Source organism: Sulfitobacter sp. NFXS29 (assembly GCF_040148765.1).
Classification (GTDB): Bacteria; Pseudomonadota; Alphaproteobacteria; order Rhodobacterales; family Rhodobacteraceae; genus Sulfitobacter.
On record NZ_JAGDED010000008.1, the window covers coordinates 167,775 to 185,378 of the forward strand.

The window sequence follows — 17,604 nt, forward strand, 5'->3', positions numbered from 1 at the left end:
CATGGAGGCTTTGGCGTCCAGCCTCGCCGCAAAGGAGCTTGGCGCGCGGGCGACCTCTGGCTAGGGTTGGGAAAACGAAAGAGGGCAGCGATGACTGAGGCAAGAGGGGCCGCACCGACAGCGGCAGCGGCAGAATGTCATGGCATCAAGGTGCCCCAGTCCCCCTTTTTGAACGAGACGCGCATCCAGCGGATCAATGCAGGCCGCTACGAGCGCCAAGAGATCGATGGCGCGCTGGCTGTCGTCCGCCCCGGTGACCGGGTGCTTGAGATGGGCGCGGGTCTGGGGCTTGTGGGTGCCATCGTCGCCAAAAAGGCCGCGCCCGAAGCGGTGCTGTCGTTCGAAGCAAACCCAAACCTGATCCCCCACATCCGCGCGCTCTATGCGCTCAACGGGCTGCAAGACCGGATCACCCTGCGCAACGAGTTGGTTATTTCCGCCCCCGACCGGCCCGAAACCCTACCGTTTCATCTGCGCAACTCATTCCTCGGCTCCTCTCTGATCAACAGTGACACGCGCGAGGCGGTGCAGGTTCAGGTGCCGACGGCGGGTTACGCCGACATCTGCCGCAACTTTAAACCTGATGTGCTGTTGGTGGATATCGAAGGCGGCGAGTTGGAGTTTCTGCGCCATGCCGCGCTCGACGGGCTGCGCGCCGTGGTGATGGAGTTCCACCCCGAGGCCTATGGCCGCGAGGGGATGCGCGAGTGCAAACGCATCCTTGAACGCGCCGGATTTCGCAAATCACCCGGGCATTGCACCCGGCAGGTCTGGGCCTGTACCTTTGATCCCGCCGAGCGCCCGCCGATCCCCGAGGGGGGCTGGTCGACCGAGATCACGACCTTAGATAATGCGCTGGTCATCCTGCCTGAGGATAGCGGGTTGGTGCAGCCCGCCGGGGTGTTGCACAGCGATGGCCGCCCCTGCCCTCAAGCCGCACTCTGGCGCAATGGCCGCGCGCTGACCACGCCGCCAGAAGCACCGCAGGGCAAGGTGGCGGAGCGCCGGGGCACATGGCTTTGGGGCGGTGTCCTCTGGCTGCATTTCGGGCATTTCTTGGTTGAAAGCACCGCGCGTCTCTGGGCGCTGGATCACCTTGAAGAAGAGATCGACGGCATTCTTTTCATCCCCAAACGCCCCCGCAACGGCGGAGAGGTTGCAGGGTATCAGCGTGATTTCCTTGCCCTTCTGGCCTGCGATAAGCCGCTGGTGAGTTTAGACGCACCGACACGGGTCGAGCGGTTGATCGTACCGGGGCAAGGTTTTGGGCTGGGAAGTTTGATCACCGGCACAGAACCCTACCGCAAGACCATCGCCCATCGGTTCGCGCAAGAGATCGCGCCCGAGGGGCCAGAGAAGCTCTATATCAGCCGCAGTAAATTGCCCGCTGGGCGCGGCAATCTGATCGGTGAAGAGGCGTTAGAAACCTATCTGACGGCGCAGGGCTACACCGTCTTTCACCCCGAGAAACACGGGCTGCGCGAACAGATCGCGGTCTATAAGGCGGCAAAGCAGATCATCGCCGCCGAAGGGTCGGCCTTGCACCTTTTGGGAATGGTCGCCCGGCCCGCGCAGCAAGTGGCCATCGTCGTGCGCCGCCCGTCCTCTGCCACGCGCGGGTTGGAACAGCACCTGCAGAGTTTTGCGGGGATCACCACCGCCACGCTCTGCCATCTTACCCGCTCGTGGAAACCGCTCGGAAAAGCCAAGGCGCGGCTTTGGATGGGGGAGCTTGATATGCCCACGCTGCAAGATAGCCTACGTGAGGCGGGTTTTATCGACGACAGCGGGCCGCTTTGGGCAAACCTTGATCCCGCAGAGGTGCGCGCCCGGCTGGGGGATCAATTTGAACTGGTGCCCGAGAAAGCTTAACCCACTACCCCCGTGCGCAGCATCGCGGTGACTTCGATCTCAATGCGGTATTTGGGGTCAATCAGCCCGCATTCGATCATCGTCGCCGCAGGTGGGTTCGCGCCGAATGCCGCGCGCAGAAGCGGCCAGCAAGGTTCAAACTCCGTAGCGTCGGGCAGCATGTAGGTGACGCGGACCACATGGGCGAAATCACTGCCCGCCTCTGCCAGTGCCCGCTCAATCGTCGCCAATGCGGCTGCGCATTGCGCTTTGACATCAGCCCCTTCACCGACGCAGCCCGAAACATAGACCATGCCGCCCGCCATCACGGCGCGGCTGTAGCCGATCTTTTCCTCATAGGCGCCACCCGATGAAATCCGCTTCATGACCGTTCCCTTCAATGTAAGAGGGCGGACCCATTGGCCCGCCCTCTATTTCTCTGCCTAGCGTCGGGTCTAGCCCGCGCTGGCTGGTTCTTTGCTTTCGCTGTCGGCGTGGATCATCAGCGGTTTGGCCTCGGATGTGACGGCCTCTTCGTTGACGACCACCTCGGTCACCGTCTCCAACCCCGGCAGTTCGAACATCGTATCCAGCAGGATGTCTTCGAGGATAGAGCGCAGGCCCCGCGCGCCGGTTTTCCGTTCAATCGCGCGTTTGGCAATCGCTTGCAGCGCGTCATCGGTGAAGGTCAGCTGCGTGTCTTCCAGTTCGAACAGACGCTGGTATTGCTTGACCAAAGCGTTCTTCGGCTCGGTCAGAATGGTCACCAGCGCGTCTTCGTCCAGATCTTCGAGCGTTGCCAGAACCGGCAGACGGCCCACGAATTCCGGGATCAGACCGAACTTCAACAGGTCTTCGGGCTCAAGGTCAGTGAAAATCTCACCGATGCCGCGCGCGTCATTGTCACGCACGTCGGCGCCAAAGCCCATGGCCGAACCCTTGCCCCGCGCCGCGATAATCTTGTCGAGGCCCGCAAAGGCACCGCCGCAGATGAAGAGGATGTTGGTCGTGTCCACTTGCAGGAATTCCTGCTGCGGATGCTTGCGCCCGCCTTGCGGGGGCACAGAAGCCACGGTGCCTTCCATCAGCTTCAAGAGCGCCTGCTGCACGCCTTCACCGCTCACATCACGGGTGATGCTGGGGTTTTCGGACTTGCGCGTGATCTTGTCGACCTCGTCGATATAGACGATGCCGCGCTGCGCACGCTCCACGTTGTATTCAGACGATTGCAGCAGCTTGAGGATGATGTTCTCCACATCCTCGCCCACGTAACCGGCTTCGGTCAGCGTGGTCGCATCGGCCATGGTGAAAGGCACATCCAGAATACGCGCCAGCGTTTGCGCCAGCAGCGTCTTGCCGCAGCCGGTGGGGCCGATCAGCAGGATGTTGGATTTCGCCAATTCGATATCGCCGCCCTTCTGGGCGTGGTTCAACCGTTTGTAGTGGTTGTGGACCGCCACCGAGAGCACGCGCTTGGCCATCGCCTGACCGATCACGTAATCGTCCAGCACGCCGCAGATGTCGCGGGGTGTCGGCACGCCGTCGGTCGCCTTGAGGCCCGAGGCTTTGGTCTCTTCTCGGATGATGTCCATGCACAGCTCGACGCATTCGTCACAGATGAACACGGTCGGCCCCGCAATCAGCTTGCGCACCTCGTGCTGGCTCTTGCCGCAGAAGCTACAGTAGAGCGTATTTTTGCTGTCGTTGCCGGAATTATTCGCCATCTCAAACCTTTCAGGTCTGTCGTGTATGTCCGCCCCGAACGTGGGGCTGCGAGATTTGGCCTCAAGCTTAGGCCAGTGACCCCGGCGCTACAATCGCAAAATATGCAGCGCCGGGCCCCTCTATTACTTGTCTTTCTTGTCCTTGCCGCTGGCAGCGGCATCATCTGCCTTGCCACGGCTCTCGACGATCTCGTCCAAGTGGCCCCATTCTTTGGCTTCTTCGGGGGTCATCCACAGGTCCCGGTCGAGCGCTTTTTGAACGGTTTCCAGCGGCTGGCCGGAGTGTTTGACATAGAGCTGATACATCCGCTCACGAGTGCGCTCGATATGGCGGGCCGAGATCAGGATATCTTCGGCCATGCCTTGCGAGCCGCCCGACGGCTGGTGGATCATGACTTCGGCGTTGGGCAGCGCGAAACGCATGCCCTTTTCGCCGCCAATCGCGATGACCGACCCCATGGAGGCCGCCATGCCACAGATCAGAGTAGAGACCTTGGGTTTGATGTATTGCATCGTGTCATAGATCGACAGGCCCGCCGTCACTTCGCCACCGGGCGAGTTGATGTACATGCTGATTTCCTTGGTCGGGTTCTCCGCCTCAAGGTGCAGCAACTGGGCGACGACCAGATGGCTCATCCCGCTGTGGATCGGGCCGTTGACGAAAATGATCCGCTCTTTCAGCAAACGCGAGAAGATGTCGTAGGACCGCTCGCCCCGGCTGGTTTGCTCAACCACCATCGGGACAAGCGTATTCATATAGGTGTTGATCGGATCGTTCATGCGTGCCTGCCTCAGTTCCTGTTCGCGGGACCATACCCGCAAAACTGTTACCCAGAGATTAGTCCCCCCGGTATGGGGGTTCAAGGGGGGCAGGCACGTCAGTTTTCTCTAATCGCCGCAATCACTCCGATGCGTCACGCAGGTAGGCGATCAGCGCGGCGATGTCTTCTTCTTTACGCACACCGGGGAAGGACATTTTCGTGCCCTTCATATAGCCCTTAGGGCTGGCCAAAAACGCGTTCAGCTCGCTTTCGGTCCAGACCAGCCCGGCCTCGGCGGCGGCGGCCATCGGTTTGGAATATCGGAACCCATCGACCGCGCCCGCCGGGCCATCCACGATGCCGTTCAGCACCGGTCCGACGCGGTTCTTGGCCTTGGCGCCGATCTGGTGGCAAGATTTGCATTTGCGGAACACCTTTTCACCGGCTTTGATCAGCGCCGGGTCGGCGGCAGGAGCCTCGGCCACCTCAACCGCCGGCGCCTCGGCGGGCGGGGCTTCGGATGTGGGTTCGGCGGCTTGCGCCTCTTCGGCCTTAGCGGCGGCTTTGGCGGCGGTCTCTTCGGGCGTTACATCCAGCACAGCGGCGCGCATGGTGATTTCGACCGATGGTTTGCAGTCGCTCATGCATGGCTTTTCTTTAAAGGCCGCAAACTCCACCTCTGCCCGGTCATCGGGTTTGAACGCCTCCTCATTGGGCAGACGCGCTTCGGCAAAGTTGTCCGAAGAGAGCACGAAATCCTCGTCCACCTCATCGTTGAGATAGAGCAGATAGGCCGTGATGGCATAGACCTCATCATCGGTCAGCGACTGCGCATCGCCAAAGGGCATCGCCCGGTTGATGTAGTCGTAAACCGTTGACAGATAGGGCCAATAGCTGCCGATCGTCTTGACCGGGCGCGCATTGGTCAAGCTGCCCTGCCCGCCCGCCAGCACCGGCCAGCGGCCCGTGCCTTCGCCAAAGACCCCGTGACAGGCAGAACATTTCTCGGTGTAGATTTTATCGCCGGTCATCACGTCGCCGCTGCCCGCAGGCAGGCCCAGACCGTCGGGGCGCACGTCGATGTCCCAAACGGCGATTTCCTCGGGCGTGGCGGCGCGGCCAAGGCCCAAAGGCTCGGCGGCAAGGGGGCTGGCCATGGCGCTGGCCAGCAGCGCAAGTTTAAGAAATCTCGACATTTTCGGCCTTTCCGTCAGCGTCAACAGCCCAAGTCTGGATGCCATTGTTGTGGTAGATCGAATTCTCGCCCCGGATCGCGCGCAGGGCGTTTTTGGCGGGCTGGACATAGCCGGTGCTGTCATGCGCGCGGCTTTGCAGCAGCAGCGGTTTTCCGTCCCATTCGAAATCATAGTAAAAGCGGTGCAGCGCCTTAGGCGTGCTCGGCCCGTCCATTCGCGCCTCATGCCATGTAATGCCGCCATCAAGGGTCACATCCACGCGCGGGATCGTCCCCCGGCCCGACCACGCCAAACCGGTCAGCACGGTCGGCCCCGGCCCATGGGTGATCGGCGCCTGCGGGCTGGGGCTGGTGATGACGGATTTTGCGTCCATCTCCCAAGTGAAGCGCCGCGCCACGCCGTCGGCCATGAGGTCGGTGTATTTGCTGGTCTCCTCGCGGTGGTGCCAAGGTTGATCGCCCACTTTGAGGCGGCGCAGCCATTTGACCCACATGTTCCCTTCCCAGCCGGGCACGACCAGCCGCACCGGGTAGCCCTGTTCGGGGCGCAGCGCCTCGCCGTTCATCTTGAAGGCGACCAGGCAATCGTCGAGCGCCTTTTCCATCGGGATCGAGCGGGTCATGGCGGCGGCATCGGCCCCTTCTGCAAGCAGCCATTTGCCCTCAGGCTTGATCCCCGCCTCTTCCAGCACCAGCCGCAGCGGCACGCCAGTGTACATAACGTTATGGATCATGCCGTGGGTGAACTGACAGCCGTTAAGCTGTGAGCCGCGCCATTCCATCCCAGAATTCGCTGCACATTCAAGGAAGTAGACGTGGTTCTGCCGGGGAAAACGTTTGAGGTCTTCCATGGTCAGCACCAAAGGTTTGTCGACCAGCCCGTGGATCATCAGCCGATGCTGCGCCGGATCAACGCGGGCAACGCCTGAGTGGTGACGTTCAAAACACAGACCATTGGGGGTGATCGTCCCGTCGAGGTCATGCAGCGGCGTAAAATTGATCGAGCTTACCGGATCGGCAGTGAGCCACTCCACCGTGCGTCGTTTCACATCGGCCTCATGCGGCGATGGCATTCCGTAAGGCGCGGCGTCAACGCCATCGCCCAACTCCTGCATCCACGGGTGAATGGCAATCGCCGGGTCCGTCTGGGCGCTGGCGCGGCCCGCCAGCGTTCCTGCGGCCGCCGCCCCTGCCCCCGTTAGAAAGGCACGGCGCGATGGCCCATTTTGATTTTCGTCGGTCATATCGTGGCCCTCACATATTCAAATTCATTTTATTGAATTTGTTCCCGTGTGAGAACCCCTATTCTGTTTTTTCTTAATCTGGCAGAACGATTTCCACCGGCGTGCGGGCCCCATCAGAAACCGTTCCCAATTTGGAGATATGGCTTTCGACCACATCCCAGATCGGCGGCCCTTCGGTGCCCTCGTTGACCGAGGCCCATCCGGCGACGACATAGCTGCGCTGCGGGTCAATCGGCTCACCGGAACTAAGCAAGGTCATGTCGCTAATCCGCTCACCCTGCGGCTTGGCGATGTCCATCTTAAAGCCCATGCCGCCGACCCGCACCATGTCGCCGCCCTGCTGGTAATAGGGGTCGGGGTTGAACAGGTTGTCACCTACGTCCTCCAGCACGACTTTCAGGAATTCCCCTGTCATTTCCGTGCGGTAGGCATTGGGATAGGTCATCGAGGTGACGTTAAAGATATCCTCGCGCGTGATATCCTGGCCCGGCAGGATCGACGGCCCCCACCGCACACCCGGGCTCAGCGCGATCTCGGCGTCCCGCTCGCTCAGCAGCGCGTCGCAGATGAGGTCATCCCATGTGCCGTTGAAGTTACCCCGACGGTAGAGCAGCGCGTCGCTTTGCCCGACCACATGGGTCAACTCATCCAGATAAGGCGCACGCTGCGCGTCGATCAGCTGGGCCACCTCTTGATCGGGTGTGATGAGGTCCGAGAAGATCGGGATCAGCTTGTGCCGGATGCCCATCATCTTGCCATCCCGCACGTCCAGATCCACGCGGGAAACAAATTTCCCGTTGGAGCCAGAAGCGATGATATGCGTCTGTCCCACCAGCACCGGTTCGGGCAGCGCGTCATGGGTATGGCCCGAGAGGATCACGTCGATTCCCTTGACGATCCCGGCCATCTTCTTGTCGACATCAAAGCCATTGTGGCTGAGACAAACGACCAGTTCGGCACCCTGCGCGCGGACCTCGTCGACCATCTCCTGCATATGCTCGTCGCGGATGCCAAAGGAATATTCGGGGAACATCCAGCCGGGGTTGGCGATGGGCATGTAGGGAAAAGCCTGCCCGATCACGGCTATCTTCACGCCACCGCGCTCGAAAAACTCATAAGGTTTGAACAGTTCCGCAGGCTCGTCCCATTCAGCATCAAAGATGTTCTGGCCGAGAGCGGCAAAGGGCAGCCCCTCGACAATCTCCTGCACCCGTTCCGACCCCAACGTAAACTCCCAATGGAAGGTCATCGCGTCGGGTTTCAGCGCGTTCATCACGTTGACCATGTCCTGCCCTTGGGTCTTGAGACAGGTCATCGAGCCATGCCACGTATCCCCGCCATCCAGAAGCAGCGCATCGGGCCGGTCGGCGCGGATCGCATTTAGCACGGTCGCCACGCGGTCGAGCCCGCCGACCTTGCCGTAGGCCTGCGCTTGCGCGACAAAATCATCATAGGTCAGCGCGTAATCCAGCGGCGTGCCGCCGCCGATGCCATAGCGAATGCGGAAATCCTCGCCGGTGATATGGGGCACCTTGCCGCGATTGTCGCCGACGCCGATGTTGACCGAAGGCTCGCGGAAATAGATCGGCTTCAGTTGGGCGTGGATGTCGGTGACATGCATCAGAGTCACATTGCCGAACTTCTCGAACTCCAAGAGCGCGTCCTGATCAAAGCGGTCCTGCGCCGCCAACCGCGCCCAGTTGCCGAAGCCCGAGCCGCCGTAGATGGAGGCCGCAGCCATGGACATTTGCAAAAAATCGCGGCGAGACAGCATGTTACGCTCCATCACTTGAAAACAGGTAAAGGCCCCGCCCCCTTTTGAGGGGCGGGATCAGGTCAGGCAAAACGCCCGAATATGATATCAGTTACGCACCGAAGGCGCTTCGACCGACAGGCCGTTGCCGCGGCTGGCGACGTAAAGCTCAAGCGCCACGAACTCGGGGCTGCCGGGGCTAAAAGTCTCGGCCCGGGTGTCACGCACGCAACCTTTGAAACGCGCGTGGCTGCTGTTGAGCTTGGTGTTTTTCAGACGATACACCGGAAAGCCGTTGATCTGTCCTTGGCTCAGATGGTCGGCGCGGATCATGTTGCCATAGTTGTCTTCGTGGCAATTGGCGCAGCTCAGCTCAAGCTGGCCGTAGCGGGTGTAGTACATCTCTTTGCCCTGCTCCCAAGTGCTTTGGGCCGGGCCGTCGATCGCTACATTGACCGGCATGCCGCGCGACTGGACCGAGATCAGCGCCTCCATCGCGGTCATGTCGTTGCCGGTGTATTTATAGGGCTCTGCGCCCATCTGGTTCTCGCGGCAGTCGTTGATCTGCATCGCAAGCGTGCGCACTTCGCCCGCCTCTTCGTTCCATTTGGGATAGACGGCGCGGACGCCTTCCATCGATTCCACGTCATTGTGACAAGACGCGCAGGACTTGCCCTCGCTGCCCTCTGCCGTGTCCCAAGCCGCTTGGGCTTGGTCGACAAAGATCATGCCGGGGTTATCGAAATCGTCCATTTGCGTTTGCTGCGTCTCATCCGAGCGGAAGCGCCAGCCAGACATGATTTCCGGCAAAGCCCCCTCAAGATGCGCAGGCGCATCGGTCTTGGTCACCATCTCGATCTCGCCGTTGACGACAAGCTCGGCCTCCTCATCGGCCATCCCCAGCATGGGGGCGGCCACCAAAAGCGCCGCGACAGCGGTCATTGCCTTGAATTTCATGTCTTTCCTCCCTGTTCCACGCACGGTGCTGGCTGACGCGGGGTCAGCCAACCGTGATGGATTTGACTTCTTCGTAGACCGAACCGTCGTCATCGTACCACGTGAATTTAAAGTCGCCTGCCTCAGGCACAGTGGCGTCAAATTCGAAATAGGGGTTGGTCGACATCGCCGGTTCCATCTTCACGTCGATCACGCTCTCGCCGTTAAACTCAGCTGTGAAGCGGTTGATGATCGAACGCGGGATGACATTGCCGTCGCCGTCTTTGCGCTGGCCCGATTCCATCGGGTGGCTGATCAGGGTCTTGATCGTAATGACCTCACCTGCCTCAGCTTTTTTCGGCACTTTGACGCGAGGGGTTACACCTTCTGCCATTTTGAAAACTCCTGAAAATTGGGGCGCGCGGGCTTAGCCGCCGCAGCCGCCGATTGTGACTTTGATCTCTGCGCTGGTGCGGGCGAATGTGCCGTCTTCCAGCTTGGCGATGGCGACAACGTCTTGGGTCGTGGCCAAACGAATGCGGGTGGAGGCACTGCGGCTCCCTGCCAAGGGGCCGAAGTTGAAGGTGCCGACGGGCGGGGTCGGGTTGCCAGTGGCCAGCACCATGATCGCGGAAGCACCCGGCGCTTCGACCGAGATTGGCACGGTGTTGCCGTTCTCAGCGATTTCGGGCGCGGTCAGGGTCACGCCGGTGTCGGCCATATCGGCCCCGCCGGTGAATTCCGCGATCAGCTCGTCGACCGTGGCGGCAGAGGCCCCCACGGGCAGCATTGTCAGCGCCACGGCACCAAGGCCCAGGCCGAAAGTTTCACGTCTTGAGAAGTTCATCTCTCATCTCCTTATTCGTCAGCGGCGCTCTGCGCCGTCATTCCATTGCCGCGGTGCGCTGACCGCGATGATCTGTCGAGCCCTCCGCCGCCCCTAGGCCGCGAAGCTTCGGCGCTACTCTTTCAACGTGACCAAGAACGCCACGATATCTTCGATCTGCTGGGCGTCCAACAGAGGCGGCAGCGGCTCGGACCCGGCCTTGCCGGTGAAACCGTCGCCGGGGCGGATGTATCCGCTTGTCTTGTAGTAGGAGGGCATCATCGAGCCTTCGAAGGTCATTTTGCTGTTGGCGACGATGCCGCGCAGCTCTGCCTCGGTCCAGCGGTCGCCCGCCCCGTCGAGCATCGGGCCGATCTCACCTTGGAAGGGCACATCGCTCAGCGCGCCGATCTGATGGCAGGCCACGCAGTTGCCCGCCTTTTTGTTGCCGACGATGGCGGCACCGCTGGCGGCGTCTCCGGCCGTGCCGGTCAAGGATTGTTCAACCGAACCGTAATCATCATAGGTCACGTCGGCAGGTGCCACGGTTTCAGCGGCGGCCAGAACGGGCGCGCCCGACACAATTGCGGCGGCGATCCATCTCATCATCGAAAACTTCCTCCCAGTGCCGATCACGGTGATGTGTGATCCGGTTTACCTGACCCTAAGACAGGGATGCGGCGCGGCGCAACAACAAATTCAAACTTTTGAATAGCTTTACCCGCGCAGCGCCGCTTTTCATCGGTCAATCCGTGCTACCGTTGTTGCGCTCTTGGATCATCCGCGCGTGGTAGCGTTGGAAATCCTCTGCCCCCTCAAGGGCGTAGCGTTCCTCATTGACCCAAGTCAGCATATCCAGCGTCGTGCCTTTGCCAAAGGCACCCGGCATCACCGCCACGGCGGCTTGCGGCGCTGTCGCGCCTTCGGCCACCTCAGGCGGCAGGAACATCATCGTCGGGGTAAAGAGAATCCCCCATTTCCGCGCCATCTGCTTTTCCGAGAGAGTCTCGCCATCGAAATCGGTCACTTCGATATCGCCGTGCAAATTTAGCTGCACAACGAAGTAGTTTTCTTCGATGTAATCGGCGATCTCAGCGGTGGGAAAGACTTCCTCATGCATTTTGGTGCAGTAGATACAGCCGCGCTGCTCGAACATCAGCATCAAGCGCTTGTCCTCGGCCCTCGCCTCCTCAAGATCCTCGCGCAGGTCTTTGAAGGTGTCGCGCATCCAAGCCGCCTTGTGCAGCCCGTCGTCGCCCAGTTCCGCCGCGGCCAATGGCCAAGCCAGCACCGCTGCCGCCACTGCGGCCCCTATCCTTGAGATCATCATCTTGGCGTCCTCCTCCTTGTTGCGGTTACCCTAACGTCGTGAAGCTGGGGAACCAACGGATCATCGCATCCGCGATCAATTGTACCCCGCCTGTCACGATCAGCACGGCAAAGAGGATCAGCATGACCCCCATCGCCTTTTCCACCTTTTGCACCAGCGCCATATGCCGCGCGGCCCAGTTGAGAAACGGCTTGGCAAAGAGGGCCGCCACCACGAAGGGCGCGGTCATCCCCGCGCCGTAAGCGGCCAACAGCAGCCCACCATGCGTGATGTCCCCCATGCCCGACGCTATCATCAAGATCGCCGCCAGCGCCGGGCCAACGCAAGGTGTCCAGCCAAAGCCAAAGGCCAGCCCCATCACATAGGCGCCCCAGATCGACGTGGGCTTGCCGCCTCCCTCCAGCCGCGCCTCGCGGTAGAGCAGCGGCACCTTGATGACGCCCAGAAAATGCAGGCCAAAGACCAGCAGGATCGCCGCCGCCACCCAGCTGAGCGGCTCAAGGTATTGTGTAAACACCTGTCCCAAGGCCGTAGCCCCCATGCCCAGCAGCACAAAGATCGTCGACACCCCTAGCGCGAATAGCACCGAGGATAGCACCAACCGCCGCTGCGCCCCCGGCGCAATCGCGCCGTCGCCGCGCAATTCGGTCACGCTGAGCCCCGCCATATAGCTGAGGTAAAACGGCACCATCGGCAGAATGCAGGGCGTAAAGAAGCTGAGCAGCCCCGCCAGCAGCGCGCCTGCATAGGTGATGTCGAACATGTTACCCCCTGCCTGCGCCGCGAAATGCCGCCGCGCTTGAATAATTCACATATTCAAATTACGTTGAGTGTTATCCAAACGTCAATCAGGCAAGCCAATGATCCGCACAGTGACCGCCCTGAGCCTCGCGGCCCTAACCGCCCTGCCCGCCTTGGCGGTGGAATTGGTCATGGTCGAACAGCCCGGCTGCATCTATTGCGAACGCTGGGACAAAGAGATCGCCCCCGCCTACCCCAAGACCGCCGAGGGGGAGTTTGCCCCGCTGCGCCGCGTCGATATTTCTGTCGTCGAGGACAGCGTCACCCCCCAGCGCGCGTTGGTATTTACGCCGACCTTCCTGCTGGTTGAAGATGACACCGAACTGGGCCGCCTAGAAGGCTACCCCGGTGCGGAATTTTTCTGGCCCATGCTAAACATGCTATTGCGCGACAAGACCGATTTCGAGGAACTGACCGAATGACAGCCCTGCCCGTGATGACCCCCGACATGTCCGAAGAGGACATGGACCGGATGCTGACCAACGCCGTGACCGCGTCGAACTTCCTCAAGGCGATCAGCCATGAGGGACGGTTGATGATCCTGTGTCACCTCGTTTCGGGTGAAAAATCGGTGAGCGAGTTGGAAGCGCTCCTCGCCACGCGACAGGCCGCTGTATCTCAGCAGCTCTCACGGCTCAGGCTCGAAGGGCTGGTGACCCCGCGGCGTGATGGCAAAACGATCTACTACCGGCTTGCCGATGACCGGCCCCGCAAAATGCTGGAACTGGTCTACGAATTATTCTGCAAGAATGATTGAGCGTCTGGGCCAGCCGTTGACCGCCGCCCTTTTGGGTGGATTGGGCGGCGTATTGCTGGGCCTTGCCGCACGTTTGGGGCGGTTCTGCACCTTGGGCGCGATCGAAGACATGCTTTACGGCGGCTCCAGCCACCGGATGCGCATGTGGGGCTTGGCCATCGGCGTGGCGATGCTGGGCAGCTTCACCCTTGGCGGATTTGGCCTGATCAACATCGACCGCGCCTTTCACCTGACCATCGCTTTCTCTTGGGCGCCCGCGATCTGTGGCGGGTTGATCTTTGGCTACGGGATGGCGCTGGCGGGCACCTGCGGCTTTGGCGCATTGGCGCGGCTTGGTGGCGGCGATCTGCGTTCATTTGTTATCGTGGTGGTCATGGGGCTGGCAGCTTTTGCTGTGCTCTCCGGCCCCCTCTCCCCGGCGCGTGTGTTTCTCTTCCCCCGGCAAATGAACGTGGGCCCGCCCGATGGCATCGCCCATGCGCTTTCTGCACTCACAGGCGGACCAGTGGCAATGATTGGGGTGGCTCTAGGGTTGGTGATCTGTGCCTTCATGCTGAGCGCCCGCGCCTTTCGCCGTGATTTCCGAATGGTCTTTTGGAGCGTGACCGCCGGTCTCGCCATCGTCTCGGGTTGGGCGGGCACGGCGTGGCTGGCACAAACCGGCTTTGGCACACAGACGCTCATGTCTCACAGCTATGCCGCCCCCGTGGGAGAGACACTGCTCTATGCCATGCAAGGCTCAGTCCGCCCGCTGAGCTTTGGTATCGGCTCCGTCTCGGGTGTCTGGGTCGGTGCCTTCCTCGGCTCCCTCTGGCAGGGGCATTTCCGTTGGGAAGCCTGCGAAGACCCGCGCGAGCTGCGCCGCCAGATATTCGGCGCGGGGCTTATGGGCGCTGGCGCGGTGATCGCCATGGGCTGCACCATCGGGCAAGGCATCTCGGCCATATCGGTCTTGGCCTTCAGCGGACCTGTCACCCTGGCGTCGATCTTTGCCGGGGCCGCCTTGGGCCTGCGCCAACTCATTGTCGGATTTCGCAACAACCCGATCTAGCGCGTCATAAAACCGTGACAGTCATGGTGCAGATGGAGGCCAGCCAAGTCACCAGAGGAAGCATGATGACCCGCCGCGAAATTCTCAACGACCCCGCCATCGGCAACAAGGCTGAAGCCTTTGAGGCCTTTGACGACATCCCCACCAATGCCAATCTTTCGCGCACCATCGGTGATGTGATCAACGCCCGCTATGGCCGCCGCGACATCCTGCGCGGGATGCTTGGGGTTTCCGCCACCACCGCGCTTTTCGGCACCGCTGCCGCCATCGCCCCGTCCAAGGCCAATGCCGCCACCAGCCGCTATGTCTTTGACGAACTGGCGTGGGGCAATGATGAAACCCACCACGTCGCCCCCGGCTATGACGCGCAGATCCTGCTGCGGTGGGGCGATCCGATCACCGCAGACGCGCCCGAGTTCGACGTGATGAACCAAACCGCCGCCGCGCAGCTGAAACAGTTCGGCTATAACAACGACTACGTGGGCTTTGTGCCGCTGAACGAAGACGGCAGCCGCGGGCTGCTCTGCGTAAACCACGAATACACCAACGAAGAGGTTATGTTCCCCGGCCTTGGCCGTCAGGACAAAGTCGACTTCAAAGGCATGACGCCCGAGTTGATCGACATTGAGATGGCGGCGCACGGCGGCTCGGTCGTCGAGATCGCCCGCGATGAGGTGGGCAAGTGGCAAGTGGTGCGTGATGGCAAGATGAACCGCCGCATTACCCCCCTCGACACTGCCATGACGCTGAGCGGCCCTGCCGCCGGTCACGCGCGGATGAAGACCAACAACGATCCTAGCGGCACCCAGGTCATCGGCACGCTCAACAACTGCGCGGGCGGGCTGACCCCTTGGGGCACATGGCTGATGGCCGAAGAGAACTTCCACGGCTATTTCTGGACCGACAAGCTGGACGCCGACGGCAAGCCCGACATCAGCGGTGCCGCGGAAGAGAAATCTTGGGACCGCTACGGCGTGCCGGGCATGTGGTACGCTTGGGGCCAGAAGCACGACCGTTTCAACGTGGATGCCGAGCCGAACATGCCCAACAAATTTGGCTGGGTGGTCGAGGTTGACCCGATGGACCCGACCTCCACCCCCATCAAACGCACCGCTCTGGGCCGTTTCCGCCATGAGGGCGCCGAGACCACGGTCAGCAAAGACGGCAAGCTGGTGGTCTATATGGGCGACGACAACCGCTTTGACTATCAGTACAAATACGTCTCTGCCGGAACCGTGTCCGAAGACCCCGCCGCCAATGGCGCTCTACTGGACGATGGCACGCTCTATGTCGCGCGCTTTGAGGAGGACGGCACGATCAACTGGCTGCCGCTGGTGCATGGCACCGGACCACTGACCGCCGAGAACGGCTTTAACGACCAAGGCGACGTGATGATCGACACGCGTCTGGCCGCTGACCTTTTGGGCGCCACCCCGATGGACCGCCCCGAAGACGCGCAGCCGCGCGGCGATGGCACGGCCTATATCCTGCTGACCAACAACACCAAGCGCAAGCAGGGCGACACCAACGCCGCTAACCCGCGCGCCGACAGCAGTTTTGGCCATATCATCGAGATCAAAGAGGCCGAGGCTGACCACGCCGCCACCAGCGGCACTTGGTCGATCCTTGTGCAATGCGGTGACCCAAAGGTTGCCGAGGTCGGCGCGCAGTGGAACCCTGAGACGTCGGAAAACGGCTGGTTCGGCAGCCCCGACAACGCCGCGATGGACGCCGACGGGCGGCTCTGGATCAGCACCGATCAGGGCAGCAGCTGGGGCAAGACCGGCAAATCCGACGGACTTTACGCGCTGGAGACCGAAGGCGAGGCGCGCGGCACCTCAAAGCTCTTCTTCCGCTGCCCCGTGGGCGGCGAAATGTGCGGCCCCTACTTTACGGAGGATGGCGAGACGCTTTTCGTCGCGGTGCAGCACCCCGGTACGGACGGGACCAAGGACATCCCCGGTTTCGAGCGGGAAAGCACGTTTGAAGACCCAGCCACCCGCTGGCCCGACTTCGACCCCAAGATGCCTCCGCGCCCGGCGGTGGTTGTCATCACCAAAGAAGGCGGCGGTAAAATCGCCGTCTGATCAGAATTCTATAAAAGTTATTTCAGCATGTAAGATGTGGTGCAGCTTCCCCGGCTGCACCACTTTTCGTTTCGGCGCCAAGATCAATCCGACAGGCAAACGGCCATGTTCTCTGCCATGCCGCGCAGCAGATCGGCATAGAGCGCAGCGCCCGGTTCCAGATCAGCCCCCAGCGGGTCGAGCGTGCCGGTCCCGGTGCCCTGCCCTTCGGTCACCGCGGCGATCAGGCCGGGGTTGAACTGCGGCTCGGCAAAGACGCATTTCGCGCCGCTCTCGGCCACCAAATCGCGCAGTTCTGCCACCCGCGCCGCACCCGGCGCGCGGGCGTCATTTTCGCTGATGGCGCCGCGTGCTTCGATGTCAAAACGCGCTTCGAAATAGTGGTAGGCGTCGTGGAAAACGATGAAGGGGCGGTTTTTAACCGGCGCGAGGGTCTCGGCAATGTCCTTTTCCAAGGCGGCAAGCTCGGCCTGCGCCGTTTTGGCATTCTCGCGGTACTGTGCGGCGTTGTCGGGGTCTAGCTCTGCCAGCGCCTCGGCGATCTGACCCAGCCAAAGCTGACCGTTCTGCGGATCAAGCCAGACGTGGGGGTCAACGCCGCCATGCGCGTGGGCCTCATCATGGCCGTGATCGTCGTGGTCTTCGTCAGGCGCTGGCGCGTCATGTTCTGCGTCGCTATACCCTTCGTGACCGTGCGCATCGTGGTCATGCTCCTCGTGGTCATGTCCTGCGTGACCGTGCGCGTCGTGGTCATGCTCCTCATGCGCATCGTCACCATGCAAGTCGTGATCGTCCCCCTTTGCGGCATGCTCCTCCCCCTCGTGGTCTTCATCTCCCACATCGCCGTGATCATGGGCCTCAAAACTCGCCCCCTCACGGAACGCCAAGACGCGGGTGCCCGGCTGCTCCATCAAGGCCAGATGGCTCGCGCTGCTGGCCAGAGATTCCAGCGGATCGGCCAGCCAAGGCGTCAGCAACGGGCCAACCCAGACGACCAAATCCGCCCCGCTCAGCGCCCGCGCCTCGGAAGGGCGCATCGCATAGCCATGTGGTGAACTGCGCGGCGGCACGATGAGGTCAGGCGTGCCGACTCCCTCCATCACCTGAGACACCAGCGCATGAACCGGGGCGATATCCGTGGCGACGGCAGGCACCTCCGCCCAAAGCGGCGATGCGGCAGAGGCAAGAATGGCAGCGGGGAGCGTAAAACGATACATGGCAGACCTTCAAATGTTATAGTATCACCTTGCTAACACCGCTGTTATAACATATCAATACCCAAACGAAT

At 61.5% G+C, this 17,604-nt stretch carries 18 protein-coding genes; 5 read left to right on the forward strand and 13 right to left on the reverse strand.

Annotated elements, in window-relative coordinates; genetic code table 11:
* Positions 1-90 precede the first annotated feature (90 nt).
* Complete coding sequence (locus J3456_RS13850) at positions 91-1,872, forward strand: FkbM family methyltransferase (protein WP_349580730.1); 1,782 nt, start codon at positions 91-93, stop codon at positions 1,870-1,872.
* Here J3456_RS13850 and J3456_RS13855 read toward each other — a convergent pair.
* The 12 genes from J3456_RS13855 to J3456_RS13910 all read right to left on the reverse strand — a co-directional run bounded on the left by J3456_RS13855 (position 1,869) and on the right by J3456_RS13910 (position 12,383).
* Positions 1,869-2,237, reverse strand: a complete 369-nt coding sequence (locus J3456_RS13855) for a RidA family protein (protein WP_349580731.1) — start codon at positions 2,235-2,237, stop codon at positions 1,869-1,871. The two genes, J3456_RS13850 and J3456_RS13855, sit on opposite strands and share 4 nt — an antisense overlap.
* Positions 2,238-2,306: 69 nt before the next feature.
* On the reverse strand, positions 2,307-3,575 hold the full coding sequence (gene clpX / locus J3456_RS13860; protein ID WP_067939575.1) for an ATP-dependent Clp protease ATP-binding subunit ClpX: 1,269 nt from the start codon (positions 3,573-3,575) through the stop codon (positions 2,307-2,309).
* A gap of 123 nt (positions 3,576-3,698) precedes the next feature.
* On the reverse strand, positions 3,699-4,355 hold the full coding sequence (locus tag J3456_RS13865; protein ID WP_067939572.1) for an ATP-dependent Clp protease proteolytic subunit: 657 nt from the start codon (positions 4,353-4,355) through the stop codon (positions 3,699-3,701).
* A gap of 121 nt (positions 4,356-4,476) precedes the next feature.
* A complete protein-coding gene (locus J3456_RS13870; protein WP_349580732.1) occupies positions 4,477-5,532 on the reverse strand; it encodes a c-type cytochrome in 1,056 nt (351 codons plus the stop codon).
* Complete coding sequence (gene soxC / locus J3456_RS13875; protein ID WP_349580733.1) at positions 5,516-6,775, reverse strand: sulfite dehydrogenase; 1,260 nt, start codon at positions 6,773-6,775, stop codon at positions 5,516-5,518. The genes J3456_RS13870 and soxC overlap by 17 nt, the downstream gene beginning before the upstream one ends.
* Positions 6,776-6,848: 73 nt before the next feature.
* Positions 6,849-8,549 (reverse strand): thiosulfohydrolase SoxB, encoded by a 1,701-nt coding sequence (gene soxB, locus J3456_RS13880; protein WP_349580734.1) that lies wholly within the window; start codon positions 8,547-8,549, stop codon positions 6,849-6,851.
* 87 nt (positions 8,550-8,636) lie between these two features.
* Positions 8,637-9,485, reverse strand: a complete 849-nt coding sequence (soxA, locus tag J3456_RS13885) for a sulfur oxidation c-type cytochrome SoxA (RefSeq protein ID WP_349580735.1) — start codon at positions 9,483-9,485, stop codon at positions 8,637-8,639.
* 43 nt (positions 9,486-9,528) lie between these two features.
* Positions 9,529-9,858, reverse strand: a complete 330-nt coding sequence (soxZ, locus tag J3456_RS13890) for a thiosulfate oxidation carrier complex protein SoxZ (RefSeq protein ID WP_067941571.1) — start codon at positions 9,856-9,858, stop codon at positions 9,529-9,531.
* Between the two features lie 33 nt (positions 9,859-9,891).
* Positions 9,892-10,311, reverse strand: coding sequence for a thiosulfate oxidation carrier protein SoxY (soxY, locus tag J3456_RS13895; RefSeq protein WP_067628363.1), 420 nt, complete (start codon positions 10,309-10,311; stop codon positions 9,892-9,894).
* 114 nt (positions 10,312-10,425) lie between these two features.
* Complete coding sequence (gene soxX / locus J3456_RS13900; RefSeq protein ID WP_386279657.1) at positions 10,426-10,899, reverse strand: sulfur oxidation c-type cytochrome SoxX; 474 nt, start codon at positions 10,897-10,899, stop codon at positions 10,426-10,428.
* 136 nt (positions 10,900-11,035) lie between these two features.
* Positions 11,036-11,617, reverse strand: coding sequence for a thioredoxin family protein (locus J3456_RS13905; RefSeq protein WP_349580772.1), 582 nt, complete (start codon positions 11,615-11,617; stop codon positions 11,036-11,038).
* A gap of 28 nt (positions 11,618-11,645) precedes the next feature.
* Positions 11,646-12,383 (reverse strand): cytochrome c biogenesis CcdA family protein, encoded by a 738-nt coding sequence (locus J3456_RS13910; protein ID WP_339636645.1) that lies wholly within the window; start codon positions 12,381-12,383, stop codon positions 11,646-11,648.
* A 97-nt stretch (positions 12,384-12,480) separates the two neighbouring features.
* On the opposite strand from J3456_RS13910, the gene J3456_RS13915 reads away from it, so the two are divergent.
* The 4 genes from J3456_RS13915 (at position 12,481) to J3456_RS13930 (ending at position 16,316) form a co-directional block, all read left to right on the forward strand.
* Positions 12,481-12,843, forward strand: coding sequence for a thioredoxin fold domain-containing protein (locus J3456_RS13915; RefSeq protein WP_349580736.1), 363 nt, complete (start codon positions 12,481-12,483; stop codon positions 12,841-12,843).
* On the forward strand, positions 12,840-13,178 hold the full coding sequence (locus J3456_RS13920) for an ArsR/SmtB family transcription factor (RefSeq protein WP_349580737.1): 339 nt from the start codon (positions 12,840-12,842) through the stop codon (positions 13,176-13,178). The genes J3456_RS13915 and J3456_RS13920 overlap by 4 nt, the downstream gene beginning before the upstream one ends.
* Complete coding sequence (locus J3456_RS13925) at positions 13,171-14,229, forward strand: YeeE/YedE family protein (RefSeq protein WP_349580738.1); 1,059 nt, start codon at positions 13,171-13,173, stop codon at positions 14,227-14,229. Before J3456_RS13920 ends, J3456_RS13925 begins: the two co-directional genes overlap by 8 nt.
* Before the next feature lie 65 nt (positions 14,230-14,294).
* Positions 14,295-16,316 carry a PhoX family protein gene (locus J3456_RS13930; RefSeq protein WP_349580739.1) on the forward strand — a complete coding sequence of 674 codons (2,022 nt, stop codon included), beginning with the start codon at positions 14,295-14,297 and terminating at the stop codon, positions 16,314-16,316.
* Between the two features lie 83 nt (positions 16,317-16,399).
* Here the strand turns inward: J3456_RS13930 and J3456_RS13935 are convergent, their stop codons facing one another.
* Positions 16,400-17,533: a zinc ABC transporter substrate-binding protein gene (locus J3456_RS13935; RefSeq protein ID WP_349580740.1), complete on the reverse strand. Its 1,134-nt coding sequence runs from the start codon at positions 17,531-17,533 to the stop codon at positions 16,400-16,402.
* Positions 17,534-17,604 lie beyond the last annotated feature (71 nt).

What these genes read in the sequence shown, in the direction of transcription:
- J3456_RS13905 (WP_349580772.1), bottom strand. Translation starts at nt 11,617, where the DNA reads ATGATCTCAAGGATAGGGGCCGCAGTGGCGGCAGCGGTGCTGGCTTGG.
- clpX (WP_067939575.1), bottom strand. Translation starts at nt 3,575, where the DNA reads ATGGCGAATAATTCCGGCAACGACAGCAAAAATACGCTCTACTGTAGC.
- J3456_RS13910 (WP_339636645.1), bottom strand. Translation starts at nt 12,383, where the DNA reads ATGTTCGACATCACCTATGCAGGCGCGCTGCTGGCGGGGCTGCTCAGC.
- soxY (WP_067628363.1), bottom strand. Translation starts at nt 10,311, where the DNA reads ATGAACTTCTCAAGACGTGAAACTTTCGGCCTGGGCCTTGGTGCCGTG.
- J3456_RS13930 (WP_349580739.1), top strand. Translation starts at nt 14,295, where the DNA reads ATGACCCGCCGCGAAATTCTCAACGACCCCGCCATCGGCAACAAGGCT.
- soxZ (WP_067941571.1), bottom strand. Translation starts at nt 9,858, where the DNA reads ATGGCAGAAGGTGTAACCCCTCGCGTCAAAGTGCCGAAAAAAGCTGAG.
- soxX (WP_386279657.1), bottom strand. Translation starts at nt 10,899, where the DNA reads ATGATGAGATGGATCGCCGCCGCAATTGTGTCGGGCGCGCCCGTTCTG.
- soxC (WP_349580733.1), bottom strand. Translation starts at nt 6,775, where the DNA reads ATGACCGACGAAAATCAAAATGGGCCATCGCGCCGTGCCTTTCTAACG.
- J3456_RS13925 (WP_349580738.1), top strand. Translation starts at nt 13,171, where the DNA reads ATGATTGAGCGTCTGGGCCAGCCGTTGACCGCCGCCCTTTTGGGTGGA.
- J3456_RS13915 (WP_349580736.1), top strand. Translation starts at nt 12,481, where the DNA reads ATGATCCGCACAGTGACCGCCCTGAGCCTCGCGGCCCTAACCGCCCTG.
- soxB (WP_349580734.1), bottom strand. Translation starts at nt 8,549, where the DNA reads ATGCTGTCTCGCCGCGATTTTTTGCAAATGTCCATGGCTGCGGCCTCC.
- J3456_RS13850 (WP_349580730.1), top strand. Translation starts at nt 91, where the DNA reads ATGACTGAGGCAAGAGGGGCCGCACCGACAGCGGCAGCGGCAGAATGT.
- J3456_RS13855 (WP_349580731.1), bottom strand. Translation starts at nt 2,237, where the DNA reads ATGAAGCGGATTTCATCGGGTGGCGCCTATGAGGAAAAGATCGGCTAC.
- J3456_RS13870 (WP_349580732.1), bottom strand. Translation starts at nt 5,532, where the DNA reads ATGTCGAGATTTCTTAAACTTGCGCTGCTGGCCAGCGCCATGGCCAGC.
- J3456_RS13935 (WP_349580740.1), bottom strand. Translation starts at nt 17,533, where the DNA reads ATGTATCGTTTTACGCTCCCCGCTGCCATTCTTGCCTCTGCCGCATCG.
- J3456_RS13920 (WP_349580737.1), top strand. Translation starts at nt 12,840, where the DNA reads ATGACAGCCCTGCCCGTGATGACCCCCGACATGTCCGAAGAGGACATG.
- soxA (WP_349580735.1), bottom strand. Translation starts at nt 9,485, where the DNA reads ATGAAATTCAAGGCAATGACCGCTGTCGCGGCGCTTTTGGTGGCCGCC.
- J3456_RS13865 (WP_067939572.1), bottom strand. Translation starts at nt 4,355, where the DNA reads ATGAACGATCCGATCAACACCTATATGAATACGCTTGTCCCGATGGTG.